This window comes from Halobacillus sp. ABA4_118 (assembly GCF_056160205.1).
Genome location: NZ_JBSWWS010000001.1, coordinates 591937 through 617479 on the forward strand (window position 1 = coordinate 591937; position 25543 = coordinate 617479).

Genomic DNA, 25543 nt, shown 5'->3' on the forward strand with positions numbered 1-25543 from the left:
TTCACCTGATGATACGATCTATGCAGGAGCAGAAAAGAAGAGAGCCCTGGATTGGGCTCTCTTCGTATGGCTTATCTGGATTCCTGCTTTTCCATAACTTCCGCAAGCAGTTCGAGCACATCCTCGCGCATGTTGTCTCTTTCCATCGCAATGGCAAGCGTCGTTTTTATGAATCCAAGCTGATCTCCGACATCATAGCGGTCTCCCTTGAACTCATAGCCGTACACCGGCTGATCGAGGTTGAGGCGTTCTATCGCATCGGTCAGCTGGATTTCCCCACCGGCTCCTGTCTCCTGTGTTTCCAACAGGTCCATAATTTCCGGCGTGAATACGTAGCGGCCGATGATGGCCAGGTTGGACGGAGCGTCCTCTACCGCCGGCTTTTCGACAAAATGTTCGACTTCATAGCGGCGGCCCTGCTGATCCTTCGGAGCGATAATGCCGTAGCGGTCTGTCTCATCTTCCGGCACCTGCTTCACACCGATCACAGACGACTGCGTCTCTTCATACTGATCGATCAGCTGTTTCAGACACGGCTCATCGGAGCGGACAATATCATCCCCGAGGAGGACCGCAAAAGGTTCATGGCCAATAAACTTCCGGGCACACCAGACGGCATGGCCGAGGCCCTTCGGCTCTTTCTGACGGATGTAGTGGATATCCACTTCTGCGGACTGCTGTACTTCTTCAAGCAGATCGATCTTCCCTTTTTTATAAAGGTTATCCTCCAGCTCAAAAGCATGGTCAAAATGGTCTTCAATCGCCCTTTTCCCTTTCCCGGTAACGATGATAATATCTTCGATCCCCGACTGGATCGCTTCTTCGACAATGTACTGTATGGTCGGCTTATCAACAATCGGAAGCATTTCCTTCGGCATCGCCTTTGTAGCCGGAAGGAACCTCGTTCCAAGACCGGCGGCGGGAATGATCGCTTTTTTCACCTTCATGTCGTGACGCCTCCTCCAAATTATGTATGCCCTTTTATACTAGCAGAAACGGCCTCGATTGGACAGCTGTTCCCCACACAAAAAAGACCCTCACAGCAAAGTGAGAGTCTTTGTTATTAACCGTCCATCTGCGAGCGCAGGTAGGCATCGATAAATTTATCAAGGCCGCCGTCCATGACGCCCTGCGTGTTTCCGACTTCTTCATTCGTACGGTGGTCTTTGACCATGGAGTACGGGTGGAACACATAGGAGCGGATCTGGCTTCCCCAGCCGATTTCCTTCTGCTCGCCGCGGATGTCGTCAAGTTCCTGCTGCTGACGCTCGATTTCAAGCTGATACAGCTTAGACTTCAACATCTTCATCGCCTGTTCACGGTTCTTAATCTGAGAACGCTCCGACTGGCACGTTACAACCGTGTTCGTCGGGGTGTGGGTAATACGAACCGCAGAGTCTGTGGTGTTGACGTGCTGACCACCGGCACCGCTGGCACGATACGTATCGATTTTCAGATCTTCTGTGCGTACATCAATCTCAATTTCATCGTTGAACTCAGGCATCACTTCACACGATACGAATGACGTGTGACGACGGCCGGAAGAGTCGAACGGGGAAATACGGACGAGACGGTGCACGCCTTTTTCCGCTTTCAGGTAGCCGTAGGCGTTGTGACCTTTAATAAGCAGGGTCACACTCTTCACGCCCGCTTCATCGCCGGGTAGGTAATCCATCGTCTGCACAGAGAAACCTTTCTTCTCTGCCCAGCGTGTATACATACGAAGCAGCATGCTCGCCCAGTCCTGAGACTCTGTACCACCGGCACCCGGGTGCAGTTCGAGAATCGCGTTGTTCTTGTCGTACGGCTCACTGAGCAGGATGTTCAGCTCAAACTGGTTCAAGTCGTTCGACAGCTTCTGCACTTCCTGAACGAGGTCCTCTAAAAGCTCTTCGTCCTCTTCTTCTTTGACAAGCTCATAGGAAACTTCCAGATTCTCATGTGTTTCCTCATGCTCTTCCAATGTGTGAACGAGACCTTTCAGGCCGTTCACTTCATCAATGACCTTCTGCGCGGTATTCTGGTCATCCCAGAAGCCCGGCTCTGTCATCTGTTCTTCTAGTTCAGCAATGCGGGTTTTTCTTTGATCGACGTCAAAGAGACCCCCTGAAGTCCGCTAATTTCTCAGCTGTTTTATCTAATTCATGACGGATTTCTGCCATATCCATGTTGAATCACTCCTCTATTATTCTAAACACAAGGGAAGACACTCTCTGTAAAAAGAGAGTGTCCCACTGGTTATTTACCATGGCAATTTTTATACTTCTTGCCGCTTCCGCAAGGACAAGGGTCATTGCGGCCGACGGTGTCTTTTCTTACGTAAGGATTTTTCTTTTTCGATTCCTTGCTTTCTTCCCCGCCGGAAACGGCTGTTGCACCTTTCGCCACTTCCTGGCGCTGCAGGTTGCTGCGGATCTGCGCCTTCATGACATAACGGGCCACTTCCTCATCGATGCTTGCCACCATCTGTTCAAACATACGGAAGCCTTCGAAGTTATATTCCCGAAGCGGATCGTTCTGTCCATAAGCACGCAGGTGAATACCCTGCCGGAGCTGGTCCATCTGATCGATGTGATCCATCCATTTCTGGTCGACCGTGCGAAGCAGGATGACTTTTTCGAACTCACGCATCTGCTCCGGTGTCAGCTCTTCTTCCTTCTCGTCATAACGTTCCTTCACTTTAGCCAGGATAAGCTCCTTCATTTCTTCCGGATCTTTTCCTTTCAAATCTTCAACGGTGACGTCACCTTCAAAGAGCAGGTTGGCACGAAGATAATCGATAACGCTCTCAAGCTCCCAGTTTTCATCTTCCTCTTCACTCGTGTGGACATCAACGGTTTGAGCCACCGTACGATCGATCATCCCTTCGATGATTTCACGAAGATTTTCAGATGTGAGCACTTCATAACGCTGCTTGTAGATTACTTCACGCTGCTGACGGAGCACATCATCGTAGGAAAGGATCGTCTTACGAGCATCGAAGTTGTTCCCTTCCACACGTTTCTGCGCCGATTCCACTGCACGGGAGATCATTTTACTCTCAATCGGCTGGGAATCGTCCATACCGAGACGGTCCATCATGTTGCGGATGTTGTCGGAGGCGAAGCGGCGCATCAGTTCATCATCTGTCGCCAGGTAGAACTGGGACATCCCCGGGTCCCCCTGACGTCCGGCACGACCACGCAGCTGGTTATCGATCCGGCGTGATTCGTGACGCTCAGTACCAATGACCGCCAGGCCGCCGGCTTCTGTTACGCCGTCGCCGAGCTTGATATCTGTACCACGACCGGCCATGTTCGTCGCAATCGTTACGGCACCCTTCTGTCCGGCGTTTTCGATGATTTCCGCTTCACGGAAGTGGTTTTTTGCGTTCAGGACATTATGCGGCACGCCTGCTTTTGTCAGATAGCGGGAGATGATTTCAGACGTTTCCACTGCTACCGTACCGACAAGCACGGGCTGGCCGTTTTCATGACGGTTTTTAATATCCTCGACAACCGCCTTGAACTTCCCGTCCATCGTTTTGTAAACGAGGTCGGCTTTATCATCACGCTGAATATCACGGTTCGTCGGAATCACGACAACACGCATGTTGTAGATATTCATGAATTCCTCTTCCTCGGTTTTCGCAGTACCGGTCATACCGGAAAGCTTTTCGTACATACGGAAAAGGTTCTGGAACGTGATGGAAGCGAGCGTCTGGCTTTCGTTCTGGATTTCAAGACCTTCCTTCGCTTCAATCGCCTGGTGGAGGCCATCGCTGTAGCGGCGGCCTTTCATTAAACGTCCGGTGAACTGGTCGACGATGACCACTTCTCCTTCTTCCACCACATAATCGGTATCACGCTGCATCGACGTGTGCGCCTTCAGGCCCTGGTTGATGTGGTGAATGAGCGATACGTTGGAAAGATCGAACAGGTTTTCAATCTTGAAGAAACGCTCCGCTTTGTTAATCCCTTCTTCTGTAAGCTGGACGTTTTTCGTTTTTTCATCGTACGTAAAGTCCTCTTCACGGGCAAGCAGACGAACAAACGAATTGGCACCAACATAAAGGTCGGCGGATTTTGAAGCAGATCCGGATATGATCAGCGGTGTACGCGCCTCATCAATTAAAATCGAGTCAACTTCGTCAATGATGGCATAATGCAGCGGACGCTGGACCATCTGCTCTTTATAGAGCACCATGTTGTCACGCAGGTAGTCAAAGCCGAACTCATTGTTCGTTCCGTACGTGATGTCAGCGTTGTAAGCTTCTCTTTTCTCATCCTTGGACATGCCGTTGGAGTTCAATCCGACCGTCAGCCCTAGATACTGATAAAGCTCACCCATATCCGTCGAGTCACGGCTCGCCAGGTAGTCGTTCACAGTAATGATGTGGACGCCTTTGCCTGTGAGGGCGTTCAAGTACGCAGGCATGGTAGAGGCAAGGGTTTTACCTTCCCCTGTCTTCATCTCTGCAATGTTCCCTTCGTGAAGGGCGATCGCACCCATGAGCTGGACGCGGAACGGGCGCATATTCAACACACGTTTCGAAGCTTCACGGACAACCGCGAAGGCTTCGACTAACATATCATCTAATTTCTCGCCATTTTGATAGCGTTCTTTGAATTCTGCCGTCTTATTCTTTAAATCTTCCTCTGACAATTTCTCGATGTCTGATTCCATTGCATCAATATCATCAGCGATCTTTTCTAATCGTTTCAGTTGACGAGTATTGCCGTCGCCAAAGATTTTCTTTAAAGTTCCAAGCATTGCAACCGCTCCTCTATTGATTTCCAATCTTCGGTTGTGTAGTTCAGTCCATCTCTTATCATAACACTAAGAGAAGCGGCCTGACAATTCAAGAGCGGGGCTTTAGTCACCGGGGATTTATGTTGTTGAAGTAGTGGCTGGGGCGGGTTCATTTAGGAAAAGCGGCTGAAGCTGGAGCTGTCTTTCGTTCAGTTCTTTTACACGCTTATTGGTGGAGCCGATGATGTGGACAAGCTGGACGATTGTATCTTCCTGCTGCTTCAAACGTTGATCCACGTCATGACAGTTTCTGCAGGTCATCTCATCACCTCCCTGTTGCTTTAGTTATACTACAGCAAGAGGAAGCATGCACATATGTAAAATGGAGGTTTCAGCAGGAAGAGCTGGTTAAAAATGGAGGTTTTCTCAGTGGAAAATGCGGGTTTTGAAAGGGAACGATTCTCCTTTTTTGGTTTTCTGGAATTTTCCCAAAAAGAAAAGCATCCCTGTCAAAACAGGAATGCTTTTTCTTTTCATTCATAGATTACGTTTCAATTAAACCGTAGCGGCCGTCACGTCGTTTGTATACGATATTTGTTTCATCAGTATTCGCATTTGTAAAGACGAAGAAGTTGTGGCCGAGCATATCCATTTGAAGGGCCGCTTCTTCACTATCCATCGGTTTCAGGTCAAAGCGTTTCGTTTTCACGATTTCCACATCGAATTCATCATCCGACTGCATCTGCTCCTGGTTGGCTTCACGCTCTAATTCGGCAAATACGTATTTTGGTGCACCCTCCTGACGGAATCGGCGGTTTACCTTCGTTTTATGCTTACGGATCTGTCGTTCTAATTTATCAACCACAAGGTCGATGGCAGCGTATAAATCTGTATTATGCTCCTCCGCTCGGAGTAGTAGATTTTTCATCGGGATTGTGACCTCGATTGTCTGCTCATCATTATAGACACTTAAATTTACGTGCACCTCAGAGGACGGGGGAGTGTCAAAGTAGCGTTCAAGCTTGCCCACCTTTTTCTCCACATATTCTTTAATAGAATCCGTCACTTCAAGGTTCTCACCACGAATGTTGTACTGTAGCATTAGAAGTGTCCTCCTTTCATCCTTATGTGATATATATTCTATCATACCCACGGCCTTTCCTGCATAAACTTTCTTAAAATTGTGTCATTTTTATGTCGGTATTTGCTGGAATTTGTCCCATGACAATGAAAACGTGGATGAAACAGGGATGGATTTTGTCAAAATGATAGATGAACCGCCGTTTCCGTCATAACCTTACAAAAAGATAAAATTAAAAAGTCAGCCTGTATGAGGCTGACTTTCCTTTTTATTCATATAGTGATTCTAATTCTAAGAAAACACTATCTTCAACAGCGGCTGGACCGCCGAAAATGTTAAAATTAAACATCTGCTGATCTCTTAGGTAAGCTTTGATCTCTTCGTTCAGTTCATCTTTCGGTGTCAGAAGAAGCGGCTGGTCGACATCGTTCACAGAACCGGCAAGAGCATCAGCAAAATGGGACCCTGTCGCAAAGCTCGCTTTCACTCCTCCGACGTTGAAGTGTTCCACGACGGCAAGAGACGTCAGGTAACGGTTCTTCCCAGAGATTCGCTCTGCTTTCGGCATGTCAGCGAGTACATCAGAGCTGATTACACCTGTCCCTCCGACAGCGATGCTTTCCCCATATTTTTTCAGACTTTGCTCTGTTGCTTCCGGAAGTTCATCCTGTTCGGTTAAGAGAATCGGCATCCCTTTTCCAGCCGCGATCGGGGCGATAGAAAGCGCGTCCGGGAAATTGCGTCCGTAGGCGACGACCGCTTGATCACTTTCAGGGAGACGGTCCGCAATCGCTGCGGCGGTTTCATAGCGGTTTTTTCCGGAAATGCGGTCGACTTCCATTCCGAGATCATTTTCCAAATACGTTTCTACATCAGCGGAAACAGCGCCTGTTCCGCCAAGAATCGTTACCCTTTCAATATCATAGCTTTCCATAACGTCTTCCGTGCTCGGTGGAAGCTTATCCTCTCGCGTTAAAAGGATTGGAGCATCGAGATGTTCTGCTAAAGGAGCTCCTGCCAGTGCGTCAGGGAAATCTTCTCCGGTTGCTAATACCACTTCTTCAGAAAGATAACGGTCTGCATCCCCGAATACAGCAATATTAGCTGCCGTCCGATAGCGGTCATTCCCCCAAATTCTTTCTGCAAATGAGTTTAACGGCTCCGCTCCAGAAAAAAGAGTGTAGGAGATTTCATTTGCAACATCACCCTCACCCCAAACTTTTATATAATAGATTCCCGGGCTCAAAAGGTGGGCTTCGAAGTATCCATACCCATTCGCGTTCTTGCGATATGGTTTCAATAGTTCTCCTTCTTCATTCATAAGACTGCCATGAAACTTCATTTCTGTTTTTTCTTCTAAGGAATCGTACAGTTGGAACATATATCTAACGGTTTTATCTCCATTCACCTCTACACGGTAGTAATCCACATCCTCGTCCGTAAATTCTCCGGAAATGTAGGAATTCAACGGAACTTGTGTGGCATCTTCCCGTCCATCGTTCGGTTCCTTTTCTTCATATGTATTCTGTGCTTCGACTTTCTCTACCTCGATGGGATCTTGCGCTGCCTCGACGGTTGAAGCTTGAAACAATCCTGCCGCTGCCAAAGCGGTGGCTGCCAGTCCTAACCATTTCTTCATATAACCTCTCCCCTTTTTTATGTATGGTTCCACCATGGGATTATATAGGAGATTAGTCATGAAATCTACCTTCTAACCAAAACAAAAGAAGCATCAGGATCCTGATACTTCTTTACTAGTGCACGATATAAGGGTGCAGGGCGGACTAGATTTTTTCTGACCATGCCGCGTAGGCAGGCAGGACTACTTCAGACAGATGAATGGACTTCTCCTGAGAGGGAATGTCAAACCAGCCTTCGAGCATTTCAACGATATGTAGAAAATCCTTCAGCAAATCACCTTCCATCAGCCCACCCATTTTCCCATGAGTGGCGTTCAACTGTTGGAAAGCCAGCAGCACATCCTGAAAAACATCAGGAACCTGTGGCGATGGAAGCCCGGCATACTGGTCTGTTAAATAGTCCAGGCCCTCCTGAGTGGTGTGGATAAGCTCATGATAAGCACGAAGCATTGTGTGCTGTTCACAGGTTAGAAAAGGCAGAGGAATCCCTCTTTCTATTTTTTGTGATCCAAATACATGCCGTCATAGGTCGATACGCTTTGGTACGGATTGATGTATCGCTGTTTACTGGATTTCTGCTTTTTATTATTCCGCATCTGATTCTTCAAATCCATAAGCAGGAACTCCATCTTCTGATTGATCATCAAGTCCCGCTTCTTCACTTCCTGTACGATCGCTTTTTCTTCATCCGTCGAAGGCTGCGGCAGCTTGGATAACAGTTCCCGGCGTTTTTCTAACAGGTCATTGATACGTTCCATCCGCTGAGAGCGAGTCTGAGAGGAGGGCTGGTGAACCATTTCCTCCAGTTCTTTCGTCAGCGTTAAAAATGTCTGCCACACCATCGTTACGCGTTTCCGCCCTGAGCGTACTGGGATTTTCTCGTCTGCAGGATAACCTGCTTCCACGTATCGCGGAACTCGACAACGAGCCCTTCCACTTCATCAAGGATGGCTCCATCATTTTTCATATTCGCTTCGATCAGACGGCGGTTCATATAGTCATACAGCGGAAGCACCTGTGCGCTGATGTCTGTATTCTGGTCCATCGTCACCATCAGTTCCTGGATGATGCGCTGGGCTTTTTGGATATTCGTATTTTTACTTTCTATATCTTTCTGCTCCATTGCTTTTCCCGCTGCCTTGATGAATTTGATGCAGCCGTTGTAGAGCATGAGTGTCAGTTCGCCAGGGGAGGCTGTTTCCACTGAGTTGTTTTGATAGGCTTGAATAGACATCTATTCAACACTCCTTTTTTTATAACGTTTAGCCAAAGTTCTGCATAATAAAAGCTGACTGGGAGTTCATCTGTGAAATGGCCTTCTCCATCGCGGTAAACTCTCTCCAGTAGCGGTCTTCAATTTGATTCAAGCGGTCCTGGAAGCTGTCCATTTCATCATCTAAATCTTCAATCTGCCGGCCGAGCAGGAAATTGTTATCCAGCGTCGTCGCTTTTCCTGCCTTCTGCTCGATCGATTTCACGGTGCTGTCGATCGTCGTTTCCAGACGCCGTGCAATACCAGGATTCTCCTCTGTACCCGTAAACAGCTGATAGACCGATTCCGGATCGTTGCGAAGGGCATTCTTCAAATCGTCCTCGTCGACGATGAGCTTACCGCCGTCACGGTAGTTGGAGGAGGATGTGATGCCGATCTGCGACAGCATGGAAAACGCTCCGTCTGTCTGAACAGGTGTGTACCAGTTTTCCCGCATTTTGCTGAGCGCTCCAGAAACAGCGGCATCATTCCGGAGCATCCCGCTCTTCGCCTGCTCTTCCCACAGCTCGATTTCCTTCTCTTCCATATCCTCTTTCTGTTCGGCTGTCAGTGGTGGATAGTCACGGTTCTTCTTTTCCTGTACCTTCCCGTTCAAGTCCTCAATGATCTGATTGTATTTATCGACGAATTTGACAATCTTATCAAACGCGTCATCCACATTGTTGGTCACATTGACCGTGACGTTGCCATCCGTCACTTCGTTGAAGGTAAAGTTCACACCATTCAACGTGTAGTTGTTGGTCTTCGACGAAATTTCCAGCCCGTTGTTATAGGTGAATTTCGCATCCTGTCCGCCTTTTTCATTCAGCTTCCACGAGCCGGAGGAGTTATCCCCATTCTTAATCCCAAGGGTCGTAGACAGAAACGAGGCACTTCCATCAAAACCAATTTCCGCACCTAAGAATTCATTATCATCCTGATTGAAGTTTCCGGTTACGGTTCGTTCAAGCATCACTTTATCCGCACTTTTATCATAAAACGCACGGACACCGAGATCAGACTTGCTGATTTCAGAGAGAACGTCATTCAGTGACTTGTCTCCGGTCACTTCGAACGACTTCGTATTTTTTGAGCCGTCTTCATTATACGTCGTTATCGAAAATGTCTCGCCAAGCGTCAGACCATTTTTGAAACTGTTCTGCTGGCTGCTTAACGAAGCACTCGGATCAAATGACGAACCATCTTTTGTAATCTTTTCTTTACTGTAGTTGTAGGCAGCTGTCGCCAGCTGTTCCACGCTCAGCGTATAATCGCCGTTTCCAGCGGAAGCATTGGCTGTTGCAGAAACGGCCGAACTCGAAGAGGTTGCTGTTTTGGAATTGAACGTTGACTGCAGTTTCATGTTAAAGGCCATATCATCCAGTTCCTTCAACTGCTTGTTCACATCACGGTACGAATCCCGCTGCCATGTGAGCCATTCCTTATCCTGCTCCATTTTGTTTAACGGCTGTTTCTCCGCATTCATCAGGTCCTTGACGATACCGTCAATATCCATTCCGGAAGCCAGGCCTCCGATCCGCATATCACTCATGCTTTCACCTTCTTATATTTTATGGTCGACAATGATGCCGATCGATTCTGCAATCGATGCATACAGATCCAGCATCTTCTTCGGCGGAATTTCCTTAATCACTTCGTCGGTTTCAATATTGACGACGGTTACATAATATTCCCCGAGCTTATCGTGGAACTGAAAGCGCAGGGATGTTTGTAATGATTGGAAAATATCATTCAAGCTGTCCGTCAACTGTGTCAGCTTTTCTTTTTCACCAGCAGGAAAAGAGTACGCTTCTCTCTTCTCCTGTATGTCCTGAACAGATGTCGTTGGGTTATGTGGCTTATAGGTGCTCTGCAGGGGTTGTGAGGGGGTGATGCGTGTGGACAGATGCACCTTCAACAACTCCTATACGGTTTTCTTTTTATATCGGAGTGTTTTGAGGAAGTTGAAGAGGAAATAAAAAAGAGACTCCAGTAAAACTGAAGTCTCTTGGAAAATAAATATTAACGTAGAAGCTGTAGAACTCCCTGTGGCTGTTGGTTTGCTTGTGCAAGCATCGCTTGTGAAGCCTGAGCAAGAATAGAGTTCTTCGTTTGGTTCATCATTTCCTTCGCCATGTCAACATCACGGATACGAGATTCCGCAGCTGTTAGGTTTTCAGAAGATGTACTCAAGTTATTAATTGTATGATCTAAGCGATTTTGGTTAGAACCAAGTTTAGATCGCTCAGCAGAAACTTGATCTATTGCTGATTGTATTTTAGTTACTGTCTCAGCTGCATCATCGTGTGTTAGAACACTTAATGCTTGCTCTGTAGTTATGTTACTTGTTCCATCTGTAACTGCTAACTTGGCGTTAGTAGTACCAGATGTAGAAAGTCCTAAAGCCTGAGATCTCATATCACTAATATCAAGAGTCAGACTTTGATTTTCATTAGCTCCAATTTGAAATTTCAAGCTTTTATCAGGATCTGCCGGCACAGCTGCTACTGCTGTTACACCTGCTTTTGTTTCATTAACAGTTACACCAGTAATTGAAGGTGCTGTGCCAGATTCTTGCCCACTATCTTGTACAAGCTTCAAGTCTCCACCATCGTCAGAAGCTGTGTATTTTGCACTTAAAGTTGCATCACCGTTAATCGCAGTTACTAAAGAAGTGATATCTGTTGCACCTGAAACTGTAGTGCCATCAATTTCCACAGTCCCATAATTGCTAATTGATGCTTTATATTCACCAGCAACTGCTGTTACAGCCTCTACTTCTGCTCCATCTTTATCACCGTTTAGTAATTTTTGAGTATTAAACTCTGTAGTATTACCAATACGGTTAATTTCAGAAGTCATTTGGTTTATTTCTTTCTGAATTTCCTCACGGTCAGTAGTAGTGTTTGTATCGTTACCAGCTTGAACGGCTAATTCACGCATCCGTTGCAGAATATCATGTGTTTCATTTAGAGCACCTTCAGCTGTTTGCACTAAAGAGATTGCATCTTGAGAGTTTTTAGAAGCTTGATCCAATCCACGAATCTGACCACGCATCTTCTCAGAAATTGCAAGACCAGCGGCATCATCAGATGCATTGTTAATACGAAGACCAGAAGATAGTTTTTCCATAGAGTTGGACTGCGCATTGTTAGCAGACCCCAGCTGACGATAAGTATTCAAAGCTGCGATATTGTGATTAATTCTCATGTTACAAATTCCTCCTTGAAATGGTTGATTTCACGTCCTTGTGAAATCCATTAGAATACATACAAAAAGTCGGCCGACTCTTGTAATGTTTTACATTACTTATATCGGACGACTTTTCCCACTGTTAACGTTTATTTTCAATTTTTCAGCAGATCCAGTAAATTTTTTGAAAGCGAGGAGGCTTCCTTGTTCTCCTCTTCAATGCTGACATACACTTCCTTGCGGTGGATATCGATATGACGCGGGGCCTCAATGCCGAGCTTCACCTGTCCGCCTTCAATGGAAACGACTTTAATTTCGATATCATCGCCGATTTTGATCGATTCTCCGGACTTACGGTTAAGGACGAGCATCAGCTTCACCGCCTTTATCCTCTGTCAAAAGAAGCTGCCGTCTCTGGTAGCTTTCTTCTTTCAGGATGACCTGCTTGGCCTTGTTTTTATGGACGTTAACAACGATCGGAGCTTTCAAGTTGATCGTAGAGGCTTTGAAAGGATCTTTTAGCGTCAGCACGCTATAGACAGCTACATCTTCCGGACCGTTCAGGCCAAGCTCTTCAACGACCGCGTCTTCAATATGGAACTCATAATCCGCAAAAAACAGGTACGGGTTGGTGACGATGAGCGCCACCTCGGCTGCGTCCACGGACTGCAGCGCATAATAAACACCATTTTCATCTACAGGCAGCAGCACATATGTATGATCGTTTTCAAATCCCGGCAGCCCGTGCTTGAAGGTGAGAAGATCCTTTTCCTCGACAGCAAGTTCACCGAAATGCTTTGTATTGATATTCATATCCATTCTCCTTTTACACTTTCCAGTCGATCTGTACGTCCGGATGCTGTTCTAACTGAAAGCTCACCTTTCCAGGCTGATACGTATGCTGTGGTTTCTGCGGCTGCACCTGAATCACCGGCTTCTGCGGCTCTACGTCTATTTCCACAGAAGCGGCCTCATACGATACGTCAACAAGATCATACGCAGGCAGCCCTCCCGGCGCAAATGTAAAATCCAGCTTGGCATTTTCCTCTCCATGAGAGGCGATTGGATTGCCGCCGCTTTCGATTTTCATCAGCTCATCGCCTTCACGCGCCATCCGGGCGACGCCTTCCAGCAACAGCTGCCGGCCATCAGCGGCAAGCTCATCACTCCGCTTCGCCACGCTTTTCAAATCAATATTGTGCCACGCCTTTGTCTGGTCGATTGTCAGTTTTCCCGGACGCTGACGGATATTCATTTCTGCCGCCGGCTGCTGGATGGACAATTCCGCTTTCGGTTGACGGATCGTCTGCTGTGATCCTTCCACCTGATGACCGAGCCGCGCCTGAGTCGTCTGCACCTGGAGCTTAGGTATGTTCATAAGGATGCTCTCCTTTTCATAAAAAAGCAGGCTGTCCCTTCAGGGAGCAGCCTATCTTAGAAAGTCCATCAGCGTCGGCTGGATGATGCGTGAGCCAGCACCGAGAGCGGCCCTGTGGATTGTTTCCTGTGTTTTCAAATCCATGATGACTTTTTCAATGTCGGCATCTTCATTATCGGAGACGAGCTTGGAGGCCGATACCTCCTGAGTCGCCAGACGGTCCTCAATCAGCTCGACCCGGTTCATCCGCGCGCCGAGATCGGCCCGCTCATTGACGATATTGTTGATATGACCATCGAATTTACCGAGAAATTCATCAAGGTTTGTCCCACTTTCCAAAGCATTGGCGAAGCTTTCAAGGTCGTTGAATAAATCTTCGTTGAATACGTTACCGGCGTTCACGTTCGTCTGAATCCGGACGCCGTCCGACACTTCGATCATGACCGGACTTGCGCTTTGATTGATCGTAAAAGCGGCGTTATCCATATTGACCGGTGCGGCTGTCGTATTGGTGCCGTTAAAGATGTATTTATCGTTCACCTTCGTGTTGGCGATGCTTCCGACATGCTCCTTCAACTGGCGGATTTCTTTTGCGATGTTGGCAAGCTGTTCTCCTTCATACGTGCCGTTACTTGCCTGAACCGTCAGCTCTCGAACACGCTGCATCGCCTGTGTGGCTTCATTCATAGAAGAATCACTGCTGTCCATCCAATTATGCACTTCACTGATGTTCCGCTTATACTGTTCCACGCCGGAAAGCTGGGAGCGGTAATTCATGCCTTTCATCGCAACAACAGGATCCTGCGAGGCGCGGGTGATCTTCTTCCCGGTCGCCAGCTGATCCTGATAGGTGCCCATGTTTTCATAGCTGCTGCTTAAATTACGCAGCATATTGCCGGCTAACATCGATTGAGTTACGCGCATAGGTTATCCTCCCTTCTTAGACGCCCATCCGGTTGATGATGGTATCCAGCATTTCATCAATGACCGTAATGTTACGGGCGGCCGCATTATAGGCGTGCTGATATTTGATCATATTGGCCATTTCCTCATCGAGGGAGACAGAGCTGACCGACTGCCGCTGCTCCTCCACAGAAGCCTGCAGTGTGCCGGCATTCTTCGACATCCGCTCCGCTTCCTGCGTTTCCACGGCCATCGTACCAATGATGGATTCATAAAAGTTGGAAAGGGACGCTTCCTCCCCGAAAAGGGCGTTATTATCGTTCTTCACTTCAGCAAGATTCCGAGCGTTTTCACCGTTCCCCGACTCATTCGTCACCGCTGCTGCGATGTTGTCGCCGTCGGCTTTGATTTCATCCGTTAAATCCAACGTCCCTGCAATGCCTTCCACGACGCCGTCATTGTTTGCCTGTGACATATCGATATCGAAAAACTTCGGTACAGTCGTTCCATTATTGATGCTGTTCAAAGACTCCCCGTTTTGATGAACGGTATTGAATGCCTCCGCAAAGCCTGTGGCCATCCGGTCCAGATCCGAGAGCATGTTTTCGTAGCTGCCCTTTTTCTCTCCGGCCTGCACATACCCACCGGATTCGATTAAGCCTTTCAATTTTCCGGGGGAAGAAAATTCTTCAATAGTGTTCGTGTTTCCCCCTATTGCCATTCCTGTAGCGAGAGCGCTGTCTGCGCCATAGGTGACATCCAGTTCATTCACGCCGCCACCGACAGTTCCGTCTACAAGGGTGGCCGGCGGGTTCATCGCTTTACCATCCTGATTGACTAAGGAAATCGTCGCTCTCCCCATAGCCAGCGGACTGGCAGATGTGGACGTCTCCTCATAGCTCACTTGTACGTTGACGTGCTCGGAAAGCTGATCGATCAAGCGGTCACGCTCATCATACAAATCATTCGGAACCATTCCGTGGGGCTCGACTTCACTGATCTGCTCATTGATATTATGAATCTGGTTGGCGATGGAGTTGATCGACTTTTCCGTGACGCCCACTTCCGTTTTCACATCCTTCTGCATCGTCTGGATCGTGTTGGAAAGATAGTTGAACGTTTCGGCCACCGCCTGGCCGCGCTGCCGGACGACAGAACGGGCGCCTGAATCTTCCGGGTTCACGGACAAATCCTGCAGAGCTCCCCAGAAACGGTCCATCGTGCTGGATAAACCGTCCTCGGAAGGTTCGTTCATGACGCTTTCCAGACGCGCAAGAGCGTCTGAGCGTGAATCATAATAGCCCGCTTTACTGGCTTCCCCGCGGTACTGTTGATCAAGAAAACCGACACGCACGCGCTCAATGGAAGCTGCCTGCACACCGCTTCCCATCTGACCGGGGATTTCCGGACGGTTTCTCGAGGCGGCAGGATATGGACCGGTCTGCTCGAAATTGACCCGCTGTCTCGTATATCCTTCGGTGTTGGCGTTGGCGATATTATGAGAGGTTGTGTATAAGGCAGCCTGCTGGGTAAACAAGCCGCGTTTGGCTACTTCAAGCCCGTGAAACGTAGATGTCATATGTGCTGCTCCTCTATTTAAGCTTTCGAATCAAACAGGGAGCGCTTCGGCGCTTCCTGCTTTTGATTTCCGTAATTCAACGACTGGATGGACGGCTCCAGTGTATTCAGTGACAGGCTGATAAACTGCATCGACTGTTGGATGAGCTCCGCATTCAAAGCCTCCTGCTGTTTCAAATCAGAGAAAACGAAGATGAGCGCTTCATACGCACGCTGCAGCTCGTCTTTTTCCTCACCTGAAAGAAGCTGGAGCATTGCGGAAACGGTCTCGTCCTGTCCCGTATGCCCCTTCTCCTTAAACCACTCGGCCGCCGCTTCCGTCCGCTGCTTTTCCATCTGTTTCACAGCCTGTACATGCTTCCGCTCCTGCTGCAGCAGCTTCTGCATTTTGTCCGTTTCATTATGCTTCAACGCCTCTGTTTTGGTGTGCGATACCGTAAGCAGGCTTTTATGCAGCTGAGTCAGTTTGTTCATGAGAGTTATGATGGTACCGATCGTCATTGTGATGCTCCTTTATTCTTTGTTTGAAAAGAAATCGATCATCTTTTTCGCTGATGCCTGGGCATCCACCTGATAATTGCCCGTATCCACATCATGCTTGATCTGTTCCACGAGTTTCTGTCGCATCGGAGATACCGAATCATTCTCCTGCATCTGCTTCGCCTGCGGAGAGATTTCCAGCTTATCCTTCGCCTGATGAGTTTTGACATCTGCCTGCTGATTCAACTGTTTTTGATAAGGGTTCATCTGAGTATGATGCGGTCGATTGATTTTCATTAGATACACCTCACTTACGTGTCCGTTTCGTTATACTCTATATATCGGAAAAGGAATCGCTCCATCCATCATCCAAATTAATCATTTCCCACTGAGTAATAAGTCTTACGAGACACTTTTTCCTTGATCCGATCAGCAAACTCCTCGTTGCGCGTTACCTGCTCCAGCTCTGCTCCGAGTTCTCTGCTGCAGCTGGAACAGATGCGTCCTTCCTGAATGGGGGATCCGCACTTCTCACATCCGTATTCCAAGGAAGGAAACTGCGAAGGGTGCAGCCTTTTCTGCTTTACGAATTCCCGGATCTGCTTCTTGGAAACGCCGGTTTTTGCTTGTATTTCATTGACCGTAGCCGTGCGGTTGGATTTTTTCTTTAGAAACGTATACACCGTCTGAAAGTCCTGCTCCTCTTTTTTTACGCATGCCTGACAGATGACGGCCGCTCCTTTTATGAATATGGCATTACAGCGCGGACAGTTCGCTAATTCTCCCATGCCGATGGTCCCCCTTATACTCTCTTTCTTATTATATCGGTTAAAAAATAAGATTCAAAAGTCTCATAGACAGATTCATCGAAAAATTGTAAATGACCGCACCTCGGGACAGCCGCTTTCTTTCAACAGCGAGGCCATATGACGGATCGTTCTTCCGGTTGTATAAATGTCATCAACGATGATAACCGGCTGATTTACCGGTTTCACAAGAGAAAAGGGGTTGTCCGCTTCCAGCCTCGCCCGTCTATTCCGCTTCGACTGCTTTTCCCCGTGAATGCGTTTAAAAAGATGCGCGGGTTCTTTTCCGACCATTTCAATGATCTTCCCGGATTGATTAAAGCCGCGCTCCTTTTCCCGCTCCGAACTCAAAGGAACGCAGACAGTCAGATCATCATCCAGGTTCAGCCCCTTCCACTTTTCCTTCACCATCACTTCAAGAGCTTCCACAGCCACGTAATCGCCGCGGTATTTCCATTTGGCGACAAGCTCTTTGGCAAAAGCATTGTACGTAAACACCGAATCGTTTTGATCAAGGACACCAGGAAGCGTCTCTTCCCAGCGCGAGCAGTCACCGCAGAGACCCTCTCCTGCTCTTGAACACATCGGACAGCGTTCAGCAGGAAGCTCCTCAAGCTCTTCTTCACACGTCCGGCAGATTTTCTTATTGATTACCGGCAGCAGGAAATTTGTCCAATTCACTTCCGGTACGATGGGGGAAAAGCAGAGATAACAGTTCACAGCTTCTGCCCCAGCTTGTTCATCTTTTTGATCGCTTCCACCGCGTCCAGCATCTCATCCGTTTTGCCGATGTGGTAAAAACGCACATCCCCATCCGGATCGTCAGCGCTTCTTCCAGCCCGGCCGGCAATCTGAACGAGAGCTGCTTCATCGAAGACGACATGACCGGCATCGATGACGTATACATCGACCGACGGGAAGGTCACGCCACGCTCTAGAATCGTTGTCGTAACGAGGATGCGGTACTCTTTATTGCGGAAGCTTTGAATTTTCTCTGCCCGGTGATGATCTTCGGCATGGACCGACTTCACCTCATACCCTTCTTCCTTTAAGAAAGCAGCGATTTCCTCTGCCTTTTTAATGGAAGGAAGAAAAAGCAGCAGCTGCCTGGCTGTGGTCTGCTGTTCAGAGATGGTTTTCGATAGATGCTGCGGAAGCTTTCCTCGGTTCAAAGAGCGGTGAAGCATCGGAGTCAGCTTCAACACAGGTACAGGGAGCGGGTGACCGTGGAATCGTTTCGGGATGAAAGTGACAGGGAGGGATTTTTGGCGGAGCCTTCGCTTTTGTTCTTTTCGTGGCGTTGCGGTTAAATAAATGATCGCAGCCTCCGGCTTGGCCGCTCTTTTGGCTGCAAAATGCAGCGTGGGATCGTTGTGAAAGGGAAAGGCATCGACTTCATCGATAATGAGCACGTCAAAAGCATGTGCAAATCGGAAAAGCTGGTGGGTGGTGGCAATGACAAATGGAGCCTGCCCGTTTTTGTCCGGACTGTCGCCGTACAAAGCCGCTGTATCGACTGCAGGAAAAGCCTTCTGCAGCCGAGGCTGCAGCTCACGGACAACGTCCGTTCTCGGTGTGGCAAGGCAGATTCTTTTGCCGGTTTCCAATGCTTTTGTAATCGCAGGAAAAAGCACTTCTGTTTTCCCAGCTCCGCAGACAGCCCAGATGAGGTGTTCCCCGGAGCCGTTTTGAACCAATGCGGTCAAATCATCGGCCGCCCGCTGCTGGCCGGGAGTCAGCGTTCCCTCCCATACACATGGATCCTCATAGAGAGGCCACTGGACGTTTGCGCTTCCTATATACAATGGCTCACATTCCAATACACGTCCCATTTGGATGCAGTTGCGGCAGTAGACGCACGACTTTCCACAGGTTGTATGGGGGAGTTCGGCAAACAAATGGGCCTGCGTGTTCCCGCAGCGGCGGCAGCGTTTTTGAAACAGGTGCTGCTCCATACTCTCTGTTTTCGTTAAAATTCGTTTCGAAACCAACGTTAATATCTGTTTTTCACTGTAGGGGATTTCATGTGGGAGGAGGAGTTTACCGGCAAGATCGAGATGTGGATGAGGAACAGGATTGGAGGGGATCCAGGAGAAGTCCTGAGGTTTCTTTCGTTGGAAATACGGGAGCACAGCGTCACCTTCCTTAGAAAAATAGAGCCTGCCTGAGTCTCACAGACAGGCTCGTATTCTCAGGACTGACGGTACCAGCCAAGGCCGATCGCCCCTTCACCGAGGTGGGTGCCGATAACCGGACCGAAGTAGCTTAATGTCACGTGGACATTGGCGTGCCGGGATTCTATTTCTTTCTTCAATTCCGCAGCTTCATCCGGACGGTTGGCGTGAATCAGGGTTGCTTCGTACTCTCCCCCGTCCTCCACCTTTTCTGCGAGCAGGGAAAGGATCCGTTTCAGCGCTTTTTTACGCGTACGGATTTTTTCAAACGGAACGATTTTCGTATCCACAAAGTGCAGCACCGGCTTCACCTGAAGCAGACTGCCGACAAATGCCTGCGCTCCGTTCAGACGGCCGCCGCGCTGCAGGTGGGACAAATCATCCACCATGAAGTAGGCATGCATCGTTTCCTTCATTTTCTTCAGACGGGACAAAATTTCGTCAGGACCCGCTCCGCGCTCGGCCATATCCGACGCCTCAAGCGCATAAAAGCCCTGCATGTGGCAGCTGATTTCCGAGTCAAACACGTGGACGTCGATATCATCCACCATTTCCCCGGCGGTCATCATCGCCTGATAGGTGCCGGAGATTCCGCTGGATAAGTGGATGGAAATGACGGCGTCATAGTTGTGCGCCAGTTCCTCGAGCTTTTGTGTCATGATGCCGATCGACGGCTGGGAGGTTTTCGGAAGCTTCCCGCCTTCCCTGACCATGTCATAAAAATCATCGGCGTTGATATCAATCTCTTCTTGATAGGATTCTTCCCCAAAGATGACGTTTAAGGGGACCATATGTATATGATGGGCTTGTCTTACTTGCTTCGGAAGGTAAGCCGTACTGTCCGTTATGATTGCTGTTTTCATCCGACCCAGCTCCTTATAAAAAAATTCCTCTATGCTTATATGTACGATAGTTTTCTTTTTTCTCCTTCCCTATTTTACATGAAGGCCGCTGCCATTGCACCAACAAACTGTGCAGATGTCCGATGTCAGACACTCCCATTCCTGTTGTATCAACGAAGTCGGAGTCAGGTTCTGCGGGGGACAGGTCGCTTTCCGCGGACATGCGCTGAGTCTCCTCAGGCTCCGCCTTGCGGGGCCTCACCCTGCATGCTCATCCCGCAGGAGTCTCCCCGTCCCCCTTCGAACCCTGCTGAATGAGAGCCTTCTCATCCTGTTTAATGAAATACCAGGCCTGGTCATGCAGACAAAGAAAAAAGCTGCCCGGAGGTTCCGGACAGCTTGAGTAAGGAGCAAATCTACCGTTAAATGACTTCCACCCAGCCATTTTTAATGGCCGTGACAACCGCCTGCGTACGGTCATTCACATTCATCTTCTGTAAAATATTGCTGACATGGTTTTTAACGGTCTTTTCACTGATGTATAAGGCCTCTGCTACACCGCGGTTGCTGTTACCGTCCGCCAACAGCTGCAGCACTTCGCATTCGCGGCGGGTAAGCAGATGAAGCGGTTTGCGGTACTCGATCGTACGATAGCTGCTGCTTCCTTTGCTTTCTGACAAACGGCGGTATTCCGCTACTAGATTGTGCGTAACCTTCGGATGCAGATAAGAGCCTCCAGCACCGACGACTTTGATGGCATCGATGAGCGCATCAGAGTCCATTTCCTTCAACAGATACCCCTGCGCCCCTGTTTTCAAGGCGTGGGTGACATAGTTCTCGTCATCGTGAATGGACAGGATGATGACCTTCATTTCAGGATACCGCTTCGTAATTTCTGCTGTCGCTTCTACGCCGTTCATGCTTGGCATGTTAATGTCCATTAACACTACATCCGGCAGGTGTTCCTCGACGATTCGCAGTGCTGCATCCCCGTCATCACCTTCGGCTACAACTTCAAAACTGGATTCGAAGTCGAGGATTCTCTTTACGCCCTCCCTGAACAATTTATGGTCGTCAATCAGTACGATTCTGGTCGTCATGGTCATTTCCTCCTGTTTCTCTTACATAGAATGGTTTTTTGTTCCCCTAACCTATTCTTTGTTCTCTCTCTATCTCTGTTTTTGTTTTGTTTGTAAATGACACCCTAATCCTGCTTTCTATTATAAACGATTTAAGTCCATTTACATAGTTTTTCACAAAATTATCAATTTAATGGCAGATGGATTGTGACTATCGTCCCTTCACCGATGCTGGAATCGATGTTCAGTTCGCCTTCGAGCATTTCTACACGTTCCCGCATGCCCATCAGGCCGAACGATTTTTCCTTCTTCCCGTTCGTATCAAAACCTTTTCCGTCATCCTTCACGATGATCATCGCACTGGTGGACATGATTTCGACTTTCACTTTGATTTCCTGCGCTTCGGCGTGCTTGACCGCATTTTGGACGGCCTCCTGCACAAGGCGGAACAGAGCTACTTCGTATTTGGATTCCAGCCTGTCTTCCTTACCAAACGTGGCGAAGGTGATGGTCAGTCCATCATTGTAATCCTGGACGGTCGCCAGGTATTTTTTCAATGTAGGAAGTAAACCAAGATCATCAAGGGCCATTGGACGGAGGTCGTAAATGATCCTCCGTACTTCATAGAGGGCAGACCGGACGAGCGAGCGGACACTTTTCACTTCCTGCATCGCATCCTCGATGCCGCGTTTCTTATAGGTCCTTTCTACAAGGTCGGAGCGGAGCATCACGTTGGCCAGCATCTGTGCCGGACCGTCATGAATTTCCCTGGAGAGCCGGCGGCGTTCTTCTTCCTGCGCTTCAATGATCTGCAGGCCGAACTGCTGCTTTTCCTTCGCTGTTTCCAAAGCATCGCTGACCTGTTTGAAATCTTCGGTTAAGTAATTCAAAACGACGGAAATTTTCCCGCCTAACGCTTCCGCACGTCCAATCGTTTCCTCAAGCTTACGAAGTCTGAGTTCAAGGTCGTCCCTGCGGCAGCGCAGCTGTTTCTCTTTTTCTCTTTTCATCGAGAGTTCCATCTGCAGGGCATGGGTTTTCTCATAGACTTCGCGGATTTCTTCCTCTGAATATTTCTGGAACTGACTGCTTACTTCGGACAAACGCTTGCGGGAAAAACGAACTTTCTGATCGAGTTGATCGCCTTCTTCAATATAAGCAATCACCTGTCGTTTCGTTTCCTGCAGTTCATCGTACAGCTTTTCATATTCCTGACGGGATCCCTCGCCGATCTCAAAGATTTCATCCTTGCTGTTGGTGACTGTATCCACCATCTCATCGATAATATGGTCAAGGGCGATATCCCCCGTTTTCTGTTCGCTCATCACAAGTCCCTCCATCAATATTCACATAATCATTCGTAAGACCCATGTCCATTTATGGGGGTTATGTACAACTTTTCAGCCGCAATCCTACTATTTGTATGGTTTGCCCATTTCAACCCCCCTCGATATAATAAAAGCTTAGGAGGTTTTCAACGATGCTGGAAAGATATTATACCGTAAAACCTGAGGGTTCTGAAGAAGTTACCATACAAAAATCCCGCTTCATCGGTTATGTGAAGCGTTGTGAAACAGAAGAAGAAGCACAGGCCTTTATTCAGGAAATCAAAAAGAAACACAGCGATGCCACCCATAACTGCTCCGCTTACATGATCGGCGAACACGATTTGATCCAAAAGGCGAATGACGACGGGGAGCCGAGTGGAACCGCCGGTGTACCGATGCTGGAAGTACTGAAAAAACGCGGGTTAAAGGATACCGCTGTCGTTGTTACCCGTTACTTCGGCGGCATTAAGCTGGGGGCCGGCGGTCTCATCCGCGCTTACGGATCCACTGCTTCTGAAGCCATTACGACGACCGGTGTCGTCCAACGGCAGCTGATGCAGGAAATTAAGGTGAAAATCGATTATACCCTGCTCGGAAAAGTGGAAAATGAAGTGCGGAATTCGACGTATACGCTAGAAACGGTTAATTACCTGGAAAATGTGGAATTAATAATATACGTAGAAAGCGGACTGGAAGAGGAATTCGAAGCTTGGATGGTCGATTTGACAAGTGGTCAGGCGGACATCACAAGAGGCGGAACCTCCTACGTAGAATTTGACGTCACACCGGAGTAAAGGAGCTTACTGACGTATGAAGCTGAAAAAGCTGACCATCTTCCTCTGGGCAGCGGCTTTCCTCTTGCTTGCCGGCATCGGAGCAGCGGCGGGGTATGCGGTTTATTTAACCGATCAGGTGAAAGAAACCGCCACCGAATCCCACAAAGAGCTGGACCGAGGCGGCATGTCGGATAAACGCGTGGAAGAAGTGAACCCTGCCAAAGATCACACGTCTGTGTTATTCATCGGCATTGATGACAGTGAGAAGCGTACAGGTGATGAAGGACTGCCGGCCCGTTCCGATGCCCTCGTTCTGGCCACCTTCAATCAGGATGATCGTTCGATTAAGATGCTGAACATCCCCCGGGACTCACTCACCTATATCCCTGAAGTCGGCTATGAGGATAAGATTGCCCACGCCCATGCCTTCGGCGGTGTGGATGCTACCGTCAAGACGGTGGAGCAGCTGCTTGATGTTCCTGTCGATTATTATGTCCGATTGAACTTCAATTCATTTGTGGAAGTTGTTGATGCCATCGGCGGCATCAACTACGACGTTCCATTTGATATGACAGAGCAGAACAGTTCCGATACAGCGGGAGCCGTAGAGCTGCAGGAAGGCTACCAGACGATTACCGGCGAAGAAGCTCTGGCTCTTGCACGAACAAGGAAGTATGACAGTGACCTTGCCCGTGGGGAGCGCCAGATGAAGCTCATCCAGGAAATTTTCAGTGAAACGATGTCCACAAAAGGGTTGAACAACTTTGACGATATCCTCGCCTCTGTGAGCAGCAACATGAAAACGAACCTGACCTTTGATGAAATGATTTCCTTCAAAGATTATTTCCTGCAGAAGGACGGCTTTACGTTTGATAAAATGCAGTTGTCAGGAGAAGGCGGATTCACTGGTAACGGCTGGTACTACCAGGTGAATGAAGAAGATCTCACCACCGTCACTCAAACGCTCAAAGATCACTTGAACCTATCCAACCCTCTCGTTAAAGACGATGAGGTGGACAGCTTTTCCAACGGAGACGAAAATAACAATTCCATGTAAAAAAAAGCAGAAGGCTGTTCATCCAGCCTTCTGCTTTTTTTATCGACGGGTTCGGACCCCGCGGATCATATTCAAAATCGGTTTGTAATCTTTTCCAATCAAACCGGTGATTTCAACAATCAATTCAATCATCAGCGCTAGAAGAGCTACGACAAGAACCGCTCCATACATCGTCGCCTGTGAGAATATGACGGCAGCGAGACTGAACAGGGCACTGACCGCATAAATCATCAGGACAGATTCCGGATGGCTGTAGCCGAGATTTAACAGACAATGATGAAGGTGCGACTTATCCGGTGCCGACAGCGGTTTCCGCTGGATGACCCGGCGGACGATCGCAAAGAGCGTGTCCGAAATCGGCACACCTAAAATAATGACAGGAATGACAAGGGAGAATAACGTCACATTTTTAAATCCGAGTAAAGAAAGAACACTGATCATAAATCCTAAAAACAGGGCACCTGTATCCCCCATGAAAATCTTAGCAGGGTAAAAATTGTAGACGAGGAAGCCGAGGGTGCTTCCAAGCATCATCAAGCCTGCGAAGACGACAAATACATTCCCCATCGTGATGGCCATGCCGGAAATGGTTAACAGCGCAATGGCTGATACTCCTGCGGCAAGGCCGTCCAGACCGTCAATCAAGTTGATGGCATTTGTAATGGCAATGATCCAGACGATCGTAAGCGGAATACTGAGATATCCAAGCTCCAGCTCCCCGCCGAAGGGCAGGTTGATGAATTCCACCTGGACACCGCCGATGACGACGACTCCTGCGGCAAGCAGCTGTCCGGCGAGTTTCATTTTCGCGGACAGTTCTTTCAAGTCATCCAGCACGCCGGTCACGATAATGATCGTTCCACCGAGAAGGACAGGCCATGTTAATTCACTTTCCGGAAAAAAGAAGACGATTCCCAGCGCAAAGCTTAAATATATCGCTAAACCGCCGAGACGCGGCATCACATTTTTGTGGACTTTCCGGTGGTTCGGCTGATCCGTCGCACCTATTTTTATTGCTGCCCGTTTGACCAGCGGCGTAATCGCCAGCGAAATGATCAGGCAGAACAGCAAGGCCTTATACTCCATAAAGACCCTCCTCAGGTTTATTATATCCTCTCCGGTCCGTTGTAAGCGGATCGATAATTTCCATCTGTTGTGTTCATACTAAGGTTTGTAATCGAGAAAATTATATCACAGGAATATGGGGGGCAATGTAACGATTTCCTAAATTTCCGTTAGCCTATTT

28 protein-coding genes are annotated in these 25543 nt (G+C 48.4%); 2 read left to right on the forward strand and 26 right to left on the reverse strand.

Annotated features, from left to right (window positions below; genetic code table 11):
- Positions 1–71 precede the first annotated feature (71 nt).
- From galU to ACXAGL_RS03220, 25 genes are all read right to left on the reverse strand, one after another.
- Complete coding sequence (gene galU, locus ACXAGL_RS03100) at positions 72–947, reverse strand: UTP--glucose-1-phosphate uridylyltransferase GalU (protein ID WP_474969444.1); 876 nt, start codon at positions 945–947, stop codon at positions 72–74.
- Positions 948–1063: 116 nt separating this feature from the next.
- Positions 1064–2168 (reverse strand): peptide chain release factor 2 gene (gene prfB, locus ACXAGL_RS03105; protein WP_474971037.1). Its coding sequence is split into 2 segments (ribosomal slippage): positions 1064–2095 and positions 2097–2168, totalling 1104 coding nucleotides; the frame shifts between segments, so codons are not numbered across the junction.
- A gap of 70 nt (positions 2169–2238) precedes the next feature.
- Positions 2239–4752: a preprotein translocase subunit SecA gene (gene secA / locus ACXAGL_RS03110; RefSeq protein WP_474971036.1), complete on the reverse strand. Its 2514-nt coding sequence runs from the start codon at positions 4750–4752 to the stop codon at positions 2239–2241.
- A 117-nt stretch (positions 4753–4869) separates the two neighbouring features.
- Positions 4870–5052, reverse strand: a complete 183-nt coding sequence (locus ACXAGL_RS03115; protein ID WP_474969447.1) for a hypothetical protein — start codon at positions 5050–5052, stop codon at positions 4870–4872.
- A 223-nt stretch (positions 5053–5275) separates the two neighbouring features.
- The gene (gene hpf, locus ACXAGL_RS03120; RefSeq protein ID WP_027955061.1) at positions 5276–5833 is read right to left on the reverse strand and encodes a ribosome hibernation-promoting factor, HPF/YfiA family; all 558 of its coding nucleotides are present in this window, start codon (positions 5831–5833) and stop codon (positions 5276–5278) included.
- A 247-nt stretch (positions 5834–6080) separates the two neighbouring features.
- Positions 6081–7451: a cell wall-binding repeat-containing protein gene (locus ACXAGL_RS03125; protein ID WP_474989750.1), complete on the reverse strand. Its 1371-nt coding sequence runs from the start codon at positions 7449–7451 to the stop codon at positions 6081–6083.
- Positions 7452–7596: 145 nt separating this feature from the next.
- Positions 7597–7902: a DUF8042 domain-containing protein gene (locus tag ACXAGL_RS03130; protein WP_474989752.1), complete on the reverse strand. Its 306-nt coding sequence runs from the start codon at positions 7900–7902 to the stop codon at positions 7597–7599.
- Positions 7903–7946: 44 nt separating this feature from the next.
- Complete coding sequence (gene fliT / locus ACXAGL_RS03135; RefSeq protein WP_474969450.1) at positions 7947–8294, reverse strand: flagellar protein FliT; 348 nt, start codon at positions 8292–8294, stop codon at positions 7947–7949.
- A gap of 2 nt (positions 8295–8296) precedes the next feature.
- Positions 8297–8686: a flagellar export chaperone FliS gene (gene fliS / locus ACXAGL_RS03140; RefSeq protein ID WP_474989754.1), complete on the reverse strand. Its 390-nt coding sequence runs from the start codon at positions 8684–8686 to the stop codon at positions 8297–8299.
- A gap of 28 nt (positions 8687–8714) precedes the next feature.
- The gene (locus ACXAGL_RS03145; RefSeq protein WP_474989756.1) at positions 8715–10256 is read right to left on the reverse strand and encodes a flagellar hook-associated protein 2; all 1542 of its coding nucleotides are present in this window, start codon (positions 10254–10256) and stop codon (positions 8715–8717) included.
- A gap of 12 nt (positions 10257–10268) precedes the next feature.
- Positions 10269–10616: a flagellar protein FlaG gene (flaG, locus tag ACXAGL_RS03150; RefSeq protein ID WP_474989758.1), complete on the reverse strand. Its 348-nt coding sequence runs from the start codon at positions 10614–10616 to the stop codon at positions 10269–10271.
- A 110-nt stretch (positions 10617–10726) separates the two neighbouring features.
- Positions 10727–11914: a flagellin N-terminal helical domain-containing protein gene (locus tag ACXAGL_RS03155; protein WP_474989760.1), complete on the reverse strand. Its 1188-nt coding sequence runs from the start codon at positions 11912–11914 to the stop codon at positions 10727–10729.
- A gap of 137 nt (positions 11915–12051) precedes the next feature.
- Positions 12052–12267, reverse strand: coding sequence for a carbon storage regulator CsrA (csrA, locus tag ACXAGL_RS03160; RefSeq protein WP_474989762.1), 216 nt, complete (start codon positions 12265–12267; stop codon positions 12052–12054).
- On the reverse strand, positions 12254–12709 hold the full coding sequence (fliW, locus tag ACXAGL_RS03165) for a flagellar assembly protein FliW (protein WP_474989764.1): 456 nt from the start codon (positions 12707–12709) through the stop codon (positions 12254–12256). The genes csrA and fliW overlap by 14 nt, the downstream gene beginning before the upstream one ends.
- A gap of 13 nt (positions 12710–12722) precedes the next feature.
- Positions 12723–13274 carry a DUF6470 family protein gene (locus ACXAGL_RS03170; protein ID WP_474989766.1) on the reverse strand — a complete coding sequence of 184 codons (552 nt, stop codon included), beginning with the start codon at positions 13272–13274 and terminating at the stop codon, positions 12723–12725.
- A 51-nt stretch (positions 13275–13325) separates the two neighbouring features.
- Positions 13326–14198 carry a flagellar hook-associated protein FlgL gene (gene flgL, locus ACXAGL_RS03175; RefSeq protein ID WP_474989768.1) on the reverse strand — a complete coding sequence of 291 codons (873 nt, stop codon included), beginning with the start codon at positions 14196–14198 and terminating at the stop codon, positions 13326–13328.
- Between the two features lie 16 nt (positions 14199–14214).
- A complete protein-coding gene (flgK, locus tag ACXAGL_RS03180; protein WP_474989770.1) occupies positions 14215–15756 on the reverse strand; it encodes a flagellar hook-associated protein FlgK in 1542 nt (513 codons plus the stop codon).
- A gap of 17 nt (positions 15757–15773) precedes the next feature.
- Positions 15774–16256: a flagellar protein FlgN gene (locus tag ACXAGL_RS03185; RefSeq protein WP_474989772.1), complete on the reverse strand. Its 483-nt coding sequence runs from the start codon at positions 16254–16256 to the stop codon at positions 15774–15776.
- Between the two features lie 12 nt (positions 16257–16268).
- Positions 16269–16532 carry a flagellar biosynthesis anti-sigma factor FlgM gene (gene flgM / locus ACXAGL_RS03190; RefSeq protein WP_474969459.1) on the reverse strand — a complete coding sequence of 88 codons (264 nt, stop codon included), beginning with the start codon at positions 16530–16532 and terminating at the stop codon, positions 16269–16271.
- Between the two features lie 77 nt (positions 16533–16609).
- Positions 16610–17023: a TIGR03826 family flagellar region protein gene (locus tag ACXAGL_RS03195; RefSeq protein WP_474989774.1), complete on the reverse strand. Its 414-nt coding sequence runs from the start codon at positions 17021–17023 to the stop codon at positions 16610–16612.
- Positions 17024–17098: 75 nt separating this feature from the next.
- On the reverse strand, positions 17099–17761 hold the full coding sequence (locus ACXAGL_RS03200; protein ID WP_474989776.1) for a ComF family protein: 663 nt from the start codon (positions 17759–17761) through the stop codon (positions 17099–17101).
- On the reverse strand, positions 17758–19032 hold the full coding sequence (locus ACXAGL_RS03205; RefSeq protein WP_474989778.1) for an ATP-dependent helicase ComFA: 1275 nt from the start codon (positions 19030–19032) through the stop codon (positions 17758–17760). Before ACXAGL_RS03205 ends, ACXAGL_RS03200 begins: the two co-directional genes overlap by 4 nt.
- Before the next feature lie 200 nt (positions 19033–19232).
- Positions 19233–20078 carry a DegV family protein gene (locus ACXAGL_RS03210; protein ID WP_474971023.1) on the reverse strand — a complete coding sequence of 282 codons (846 nt, stop codon included), beginning with the start codon at positions 20076–20078 and terminating at the stop codon, positions 19233–19235.
- Between the two features lie 401 nt (positions 20079–20479).
- Positions 20480–21157, reverse strand: coding sequence for a response regulator (locus tag ACXAGL_RS03215; RefSeq protein ID WP_027955040.1), 678 nt, complete (start codon positions 21155–21157; stop codon positions 20480–20482).
- 164 nt (positions 21158–21321) lie between these two features.
- Positions 21322–22461, reverse strand: a complete 1140-nt coding sequence (locus ACXAGL_RS03220; protein ID WP_474969464.1) for a sensor histidine kinase — start codon at positions 22459–22461, stop codon at positions 21322–21324.
- Positions 22462–22616: 155 nt separating this feature from the next.
- Between ACXAGL_RS03220 and ACXAGL_RS03225 the strand changes: the two genes are divergently transcribed.
- Both ACXAGL_RS03225 and ACXAGL_RS03230 read left to right on the forward strand, forming a co-directional pair.
- Positions 22617–23258: a YigZ family protein gene (locus ACXAGL_RS03225; RefSeq protein WP_474969465.1), complete on the forward strand. Its 642-nt coding sequence runs from the start codon at positions 22617–22619 to the stop codon at positions 23256–23258.
- 16 nt (positions 23259–23274) lie between these two features.
- Positions 23275–24297 carry an LCP family protein gene (locus ACXAGL_RS03230; RefSeq protein WP_474989780.1) on the forward strand — a complete coding sequence of 341 codons (1023 nt, stop codon included), beginning with the start codon at positions 23275–23277 and terminating at the stop codon, positions 24295–24297.
- 39 nt (positions 24298–24336) lie between these two features.
- Here ACXAGL_RS03230 and ACXAGL_RS03235 read toward each other — a convergent pair whose 3' ends face one another.
- On the reverse strand, positions 24337–25383 hold the full coding sequence (locus ACXAGL_RS03235) for a glycosyltransferase family 4 protein (protein ID WP_474969467.1): 1047 nt from the start codon (positions 25381–25383) through the stop codon (positions 24337–24339).
- Positions 25384–25543 lie beyond the last annotated feature (160 nt).

Coding starts and splice junctions, on each gene's coding strand:
- ACXAGL_RS03145 (WP_474989756.1), bottom strand. CDS start 10,256: ATGAGTGATATGCGGATCGGAGGCCTGGCTTCCGGAATGGATATTGAC.
- fliW (WP_474989764.1), bottom strand. CDS start 12,709: ATGAATATCAATACAAAGCATTTCGGTGAACTTGCTGTCGAGGAAAAG.
- ACXAGL_RS03155 (WP_474989760.1), bottom strand. CDS start 11,914: ATGAGAATTAATCACAATATCGCAGCTTTGAATACTTATCGTCAGCTG.
- ACXAGL_RS03170 (WP_474989766.1), bottom strand. CDS start 13,274: ATGAACATACCTAAGCTCCAGGTGCAGACGACTCAGGCGCGGCTCGGT.
- ACXAGL_RS03195 (WP_474989774.1), bottom strand. CDS start 17,023: ATGGGAGAATTAGCGAACTGTCCGCGCTGTAATGCCATATTCATAAAA.
- flgK (WP_474989770.1), bottom strand. CDS start 15,756: ATGACATCTACGTTTCACGGGCTTGAAGTAGCCAAACGCGGCTTGTTT.
- flgL (WP_474989768.1), bottom strand. CDS start 14,198: ATGCGCGTAACTCAATCGATGTTAGCCGGCAATATGCTGCGTAATTTA.
- secA (WP_474971036.1), bottom strand. CDS start 4,752: ATGCTTGGAACTTTAAAGAAAATCTTTGGCGACGGCAATACTCGTCAA.
- fliS (WP_474989754.1), bottom strand. CDS start 8,686: ATGTCTATTCAAGCCTATCAAAACAACTCAGTGGAAACAGCCTCCCCT.
- ACXAGL_RS03185 (WP_474989772.1), bottom strand. CDS start 16,256: ATGACGATCGGTACCATCATAACTCTCATGAACAAACTGACTCAGCTG.
- ACXAGL_RS03125 (WP_474989750.1), bottom strand. CDS start 7,451: ATGAAGAAATGGTTAGGACTGGCAGCCACCGCTTTGGCAGCGGCAGGA.
- ACXAGL_RS03225 (WP_474969465.1), top strand. CDS start 22,617: ATGCTGGAAAGATATTATACCGTAAAACCTGAGGGTTCTGAAGAAGTT.
- hpf (WP_027955061.1), bottom strand. CDS start 5,833: ATGCTACAGTACAACATTCGTGGTGAGAACCTTGAAGTGACGGATTCT.
- csrA (WP_474989762.1), bottom strand. CDS start 12,267: ATGCTCGTCCTTAACCGTAAGTCCGGAGAATCGATCAAAATCGGCGAT.
- galU (WP_474969444.1), bottom strand. CDS start 947: ATGAAGGTGAAAAAAGCGATCATTCCCGCCGCCGGTCTTGGAACGAGG.
- ACXAGL_RS03230 (WP_474989780.1), top strand. CDS start 23,275: ATGAAGCTGAAAAAGCTGACCATCTTCCTCTGGGCAGCGGCTTTCCTC.
- ACXAGL_RS03130 (WP_474989752.1), bottom strand. CDS start 7,902: ATGCTTCGTGCTTATCATGAGCTTATCCACACCACTCAGGAGGGCCTG.
- flgM (WP_474969459.1), bottom strand. CDS start 16,532: ATGAAAATCAATCGACCGCATCATACTCAGATGAACCCTTATCAAAAA.
- ACXAGL_RS03215 (WP_027955040.1), bottom strand. CDS start 21,157: ATGACGACCAGAATCGTACTGATTGACGACCATAAATTGTTCAGGGAG.
- ACXAGL_RS03115 (WP_474969447.1), bottom strand. CDS start 5,052: ATGACCTGCAGAAACTGTCATGACGTGGATCAACGTTTGAAGCAGCAG.
- ACXAGL_RS03210 (WP_474971023.1), bottom strand. CDS start 20,078: ATGAAAACAGCAATCATAACGGACAGTACGGCTTACCTTCCGAAGCAA.
- ACXAGL_RS03220 (WP_474969464.1), bottom strand. CDS start 22,461: ATGAGCGAACAGAAAACGGGGGATATCGCCCTTGACCATATTATCGAT.
- ACXAGL_RS03235 (WP_474969467.1), bottom strand. CDS start 25,383: ATGGAGTATAAGGCCTTGCTGTTCTGCCTGATCATTTCGCTGGCGATT.
- fliT (WP_474969450.1), bottom strand. CDS start 8,294: ATGGTGTGGCAGACATTTTTAACGCTGACGAAAGAACTGGAGGAAATG.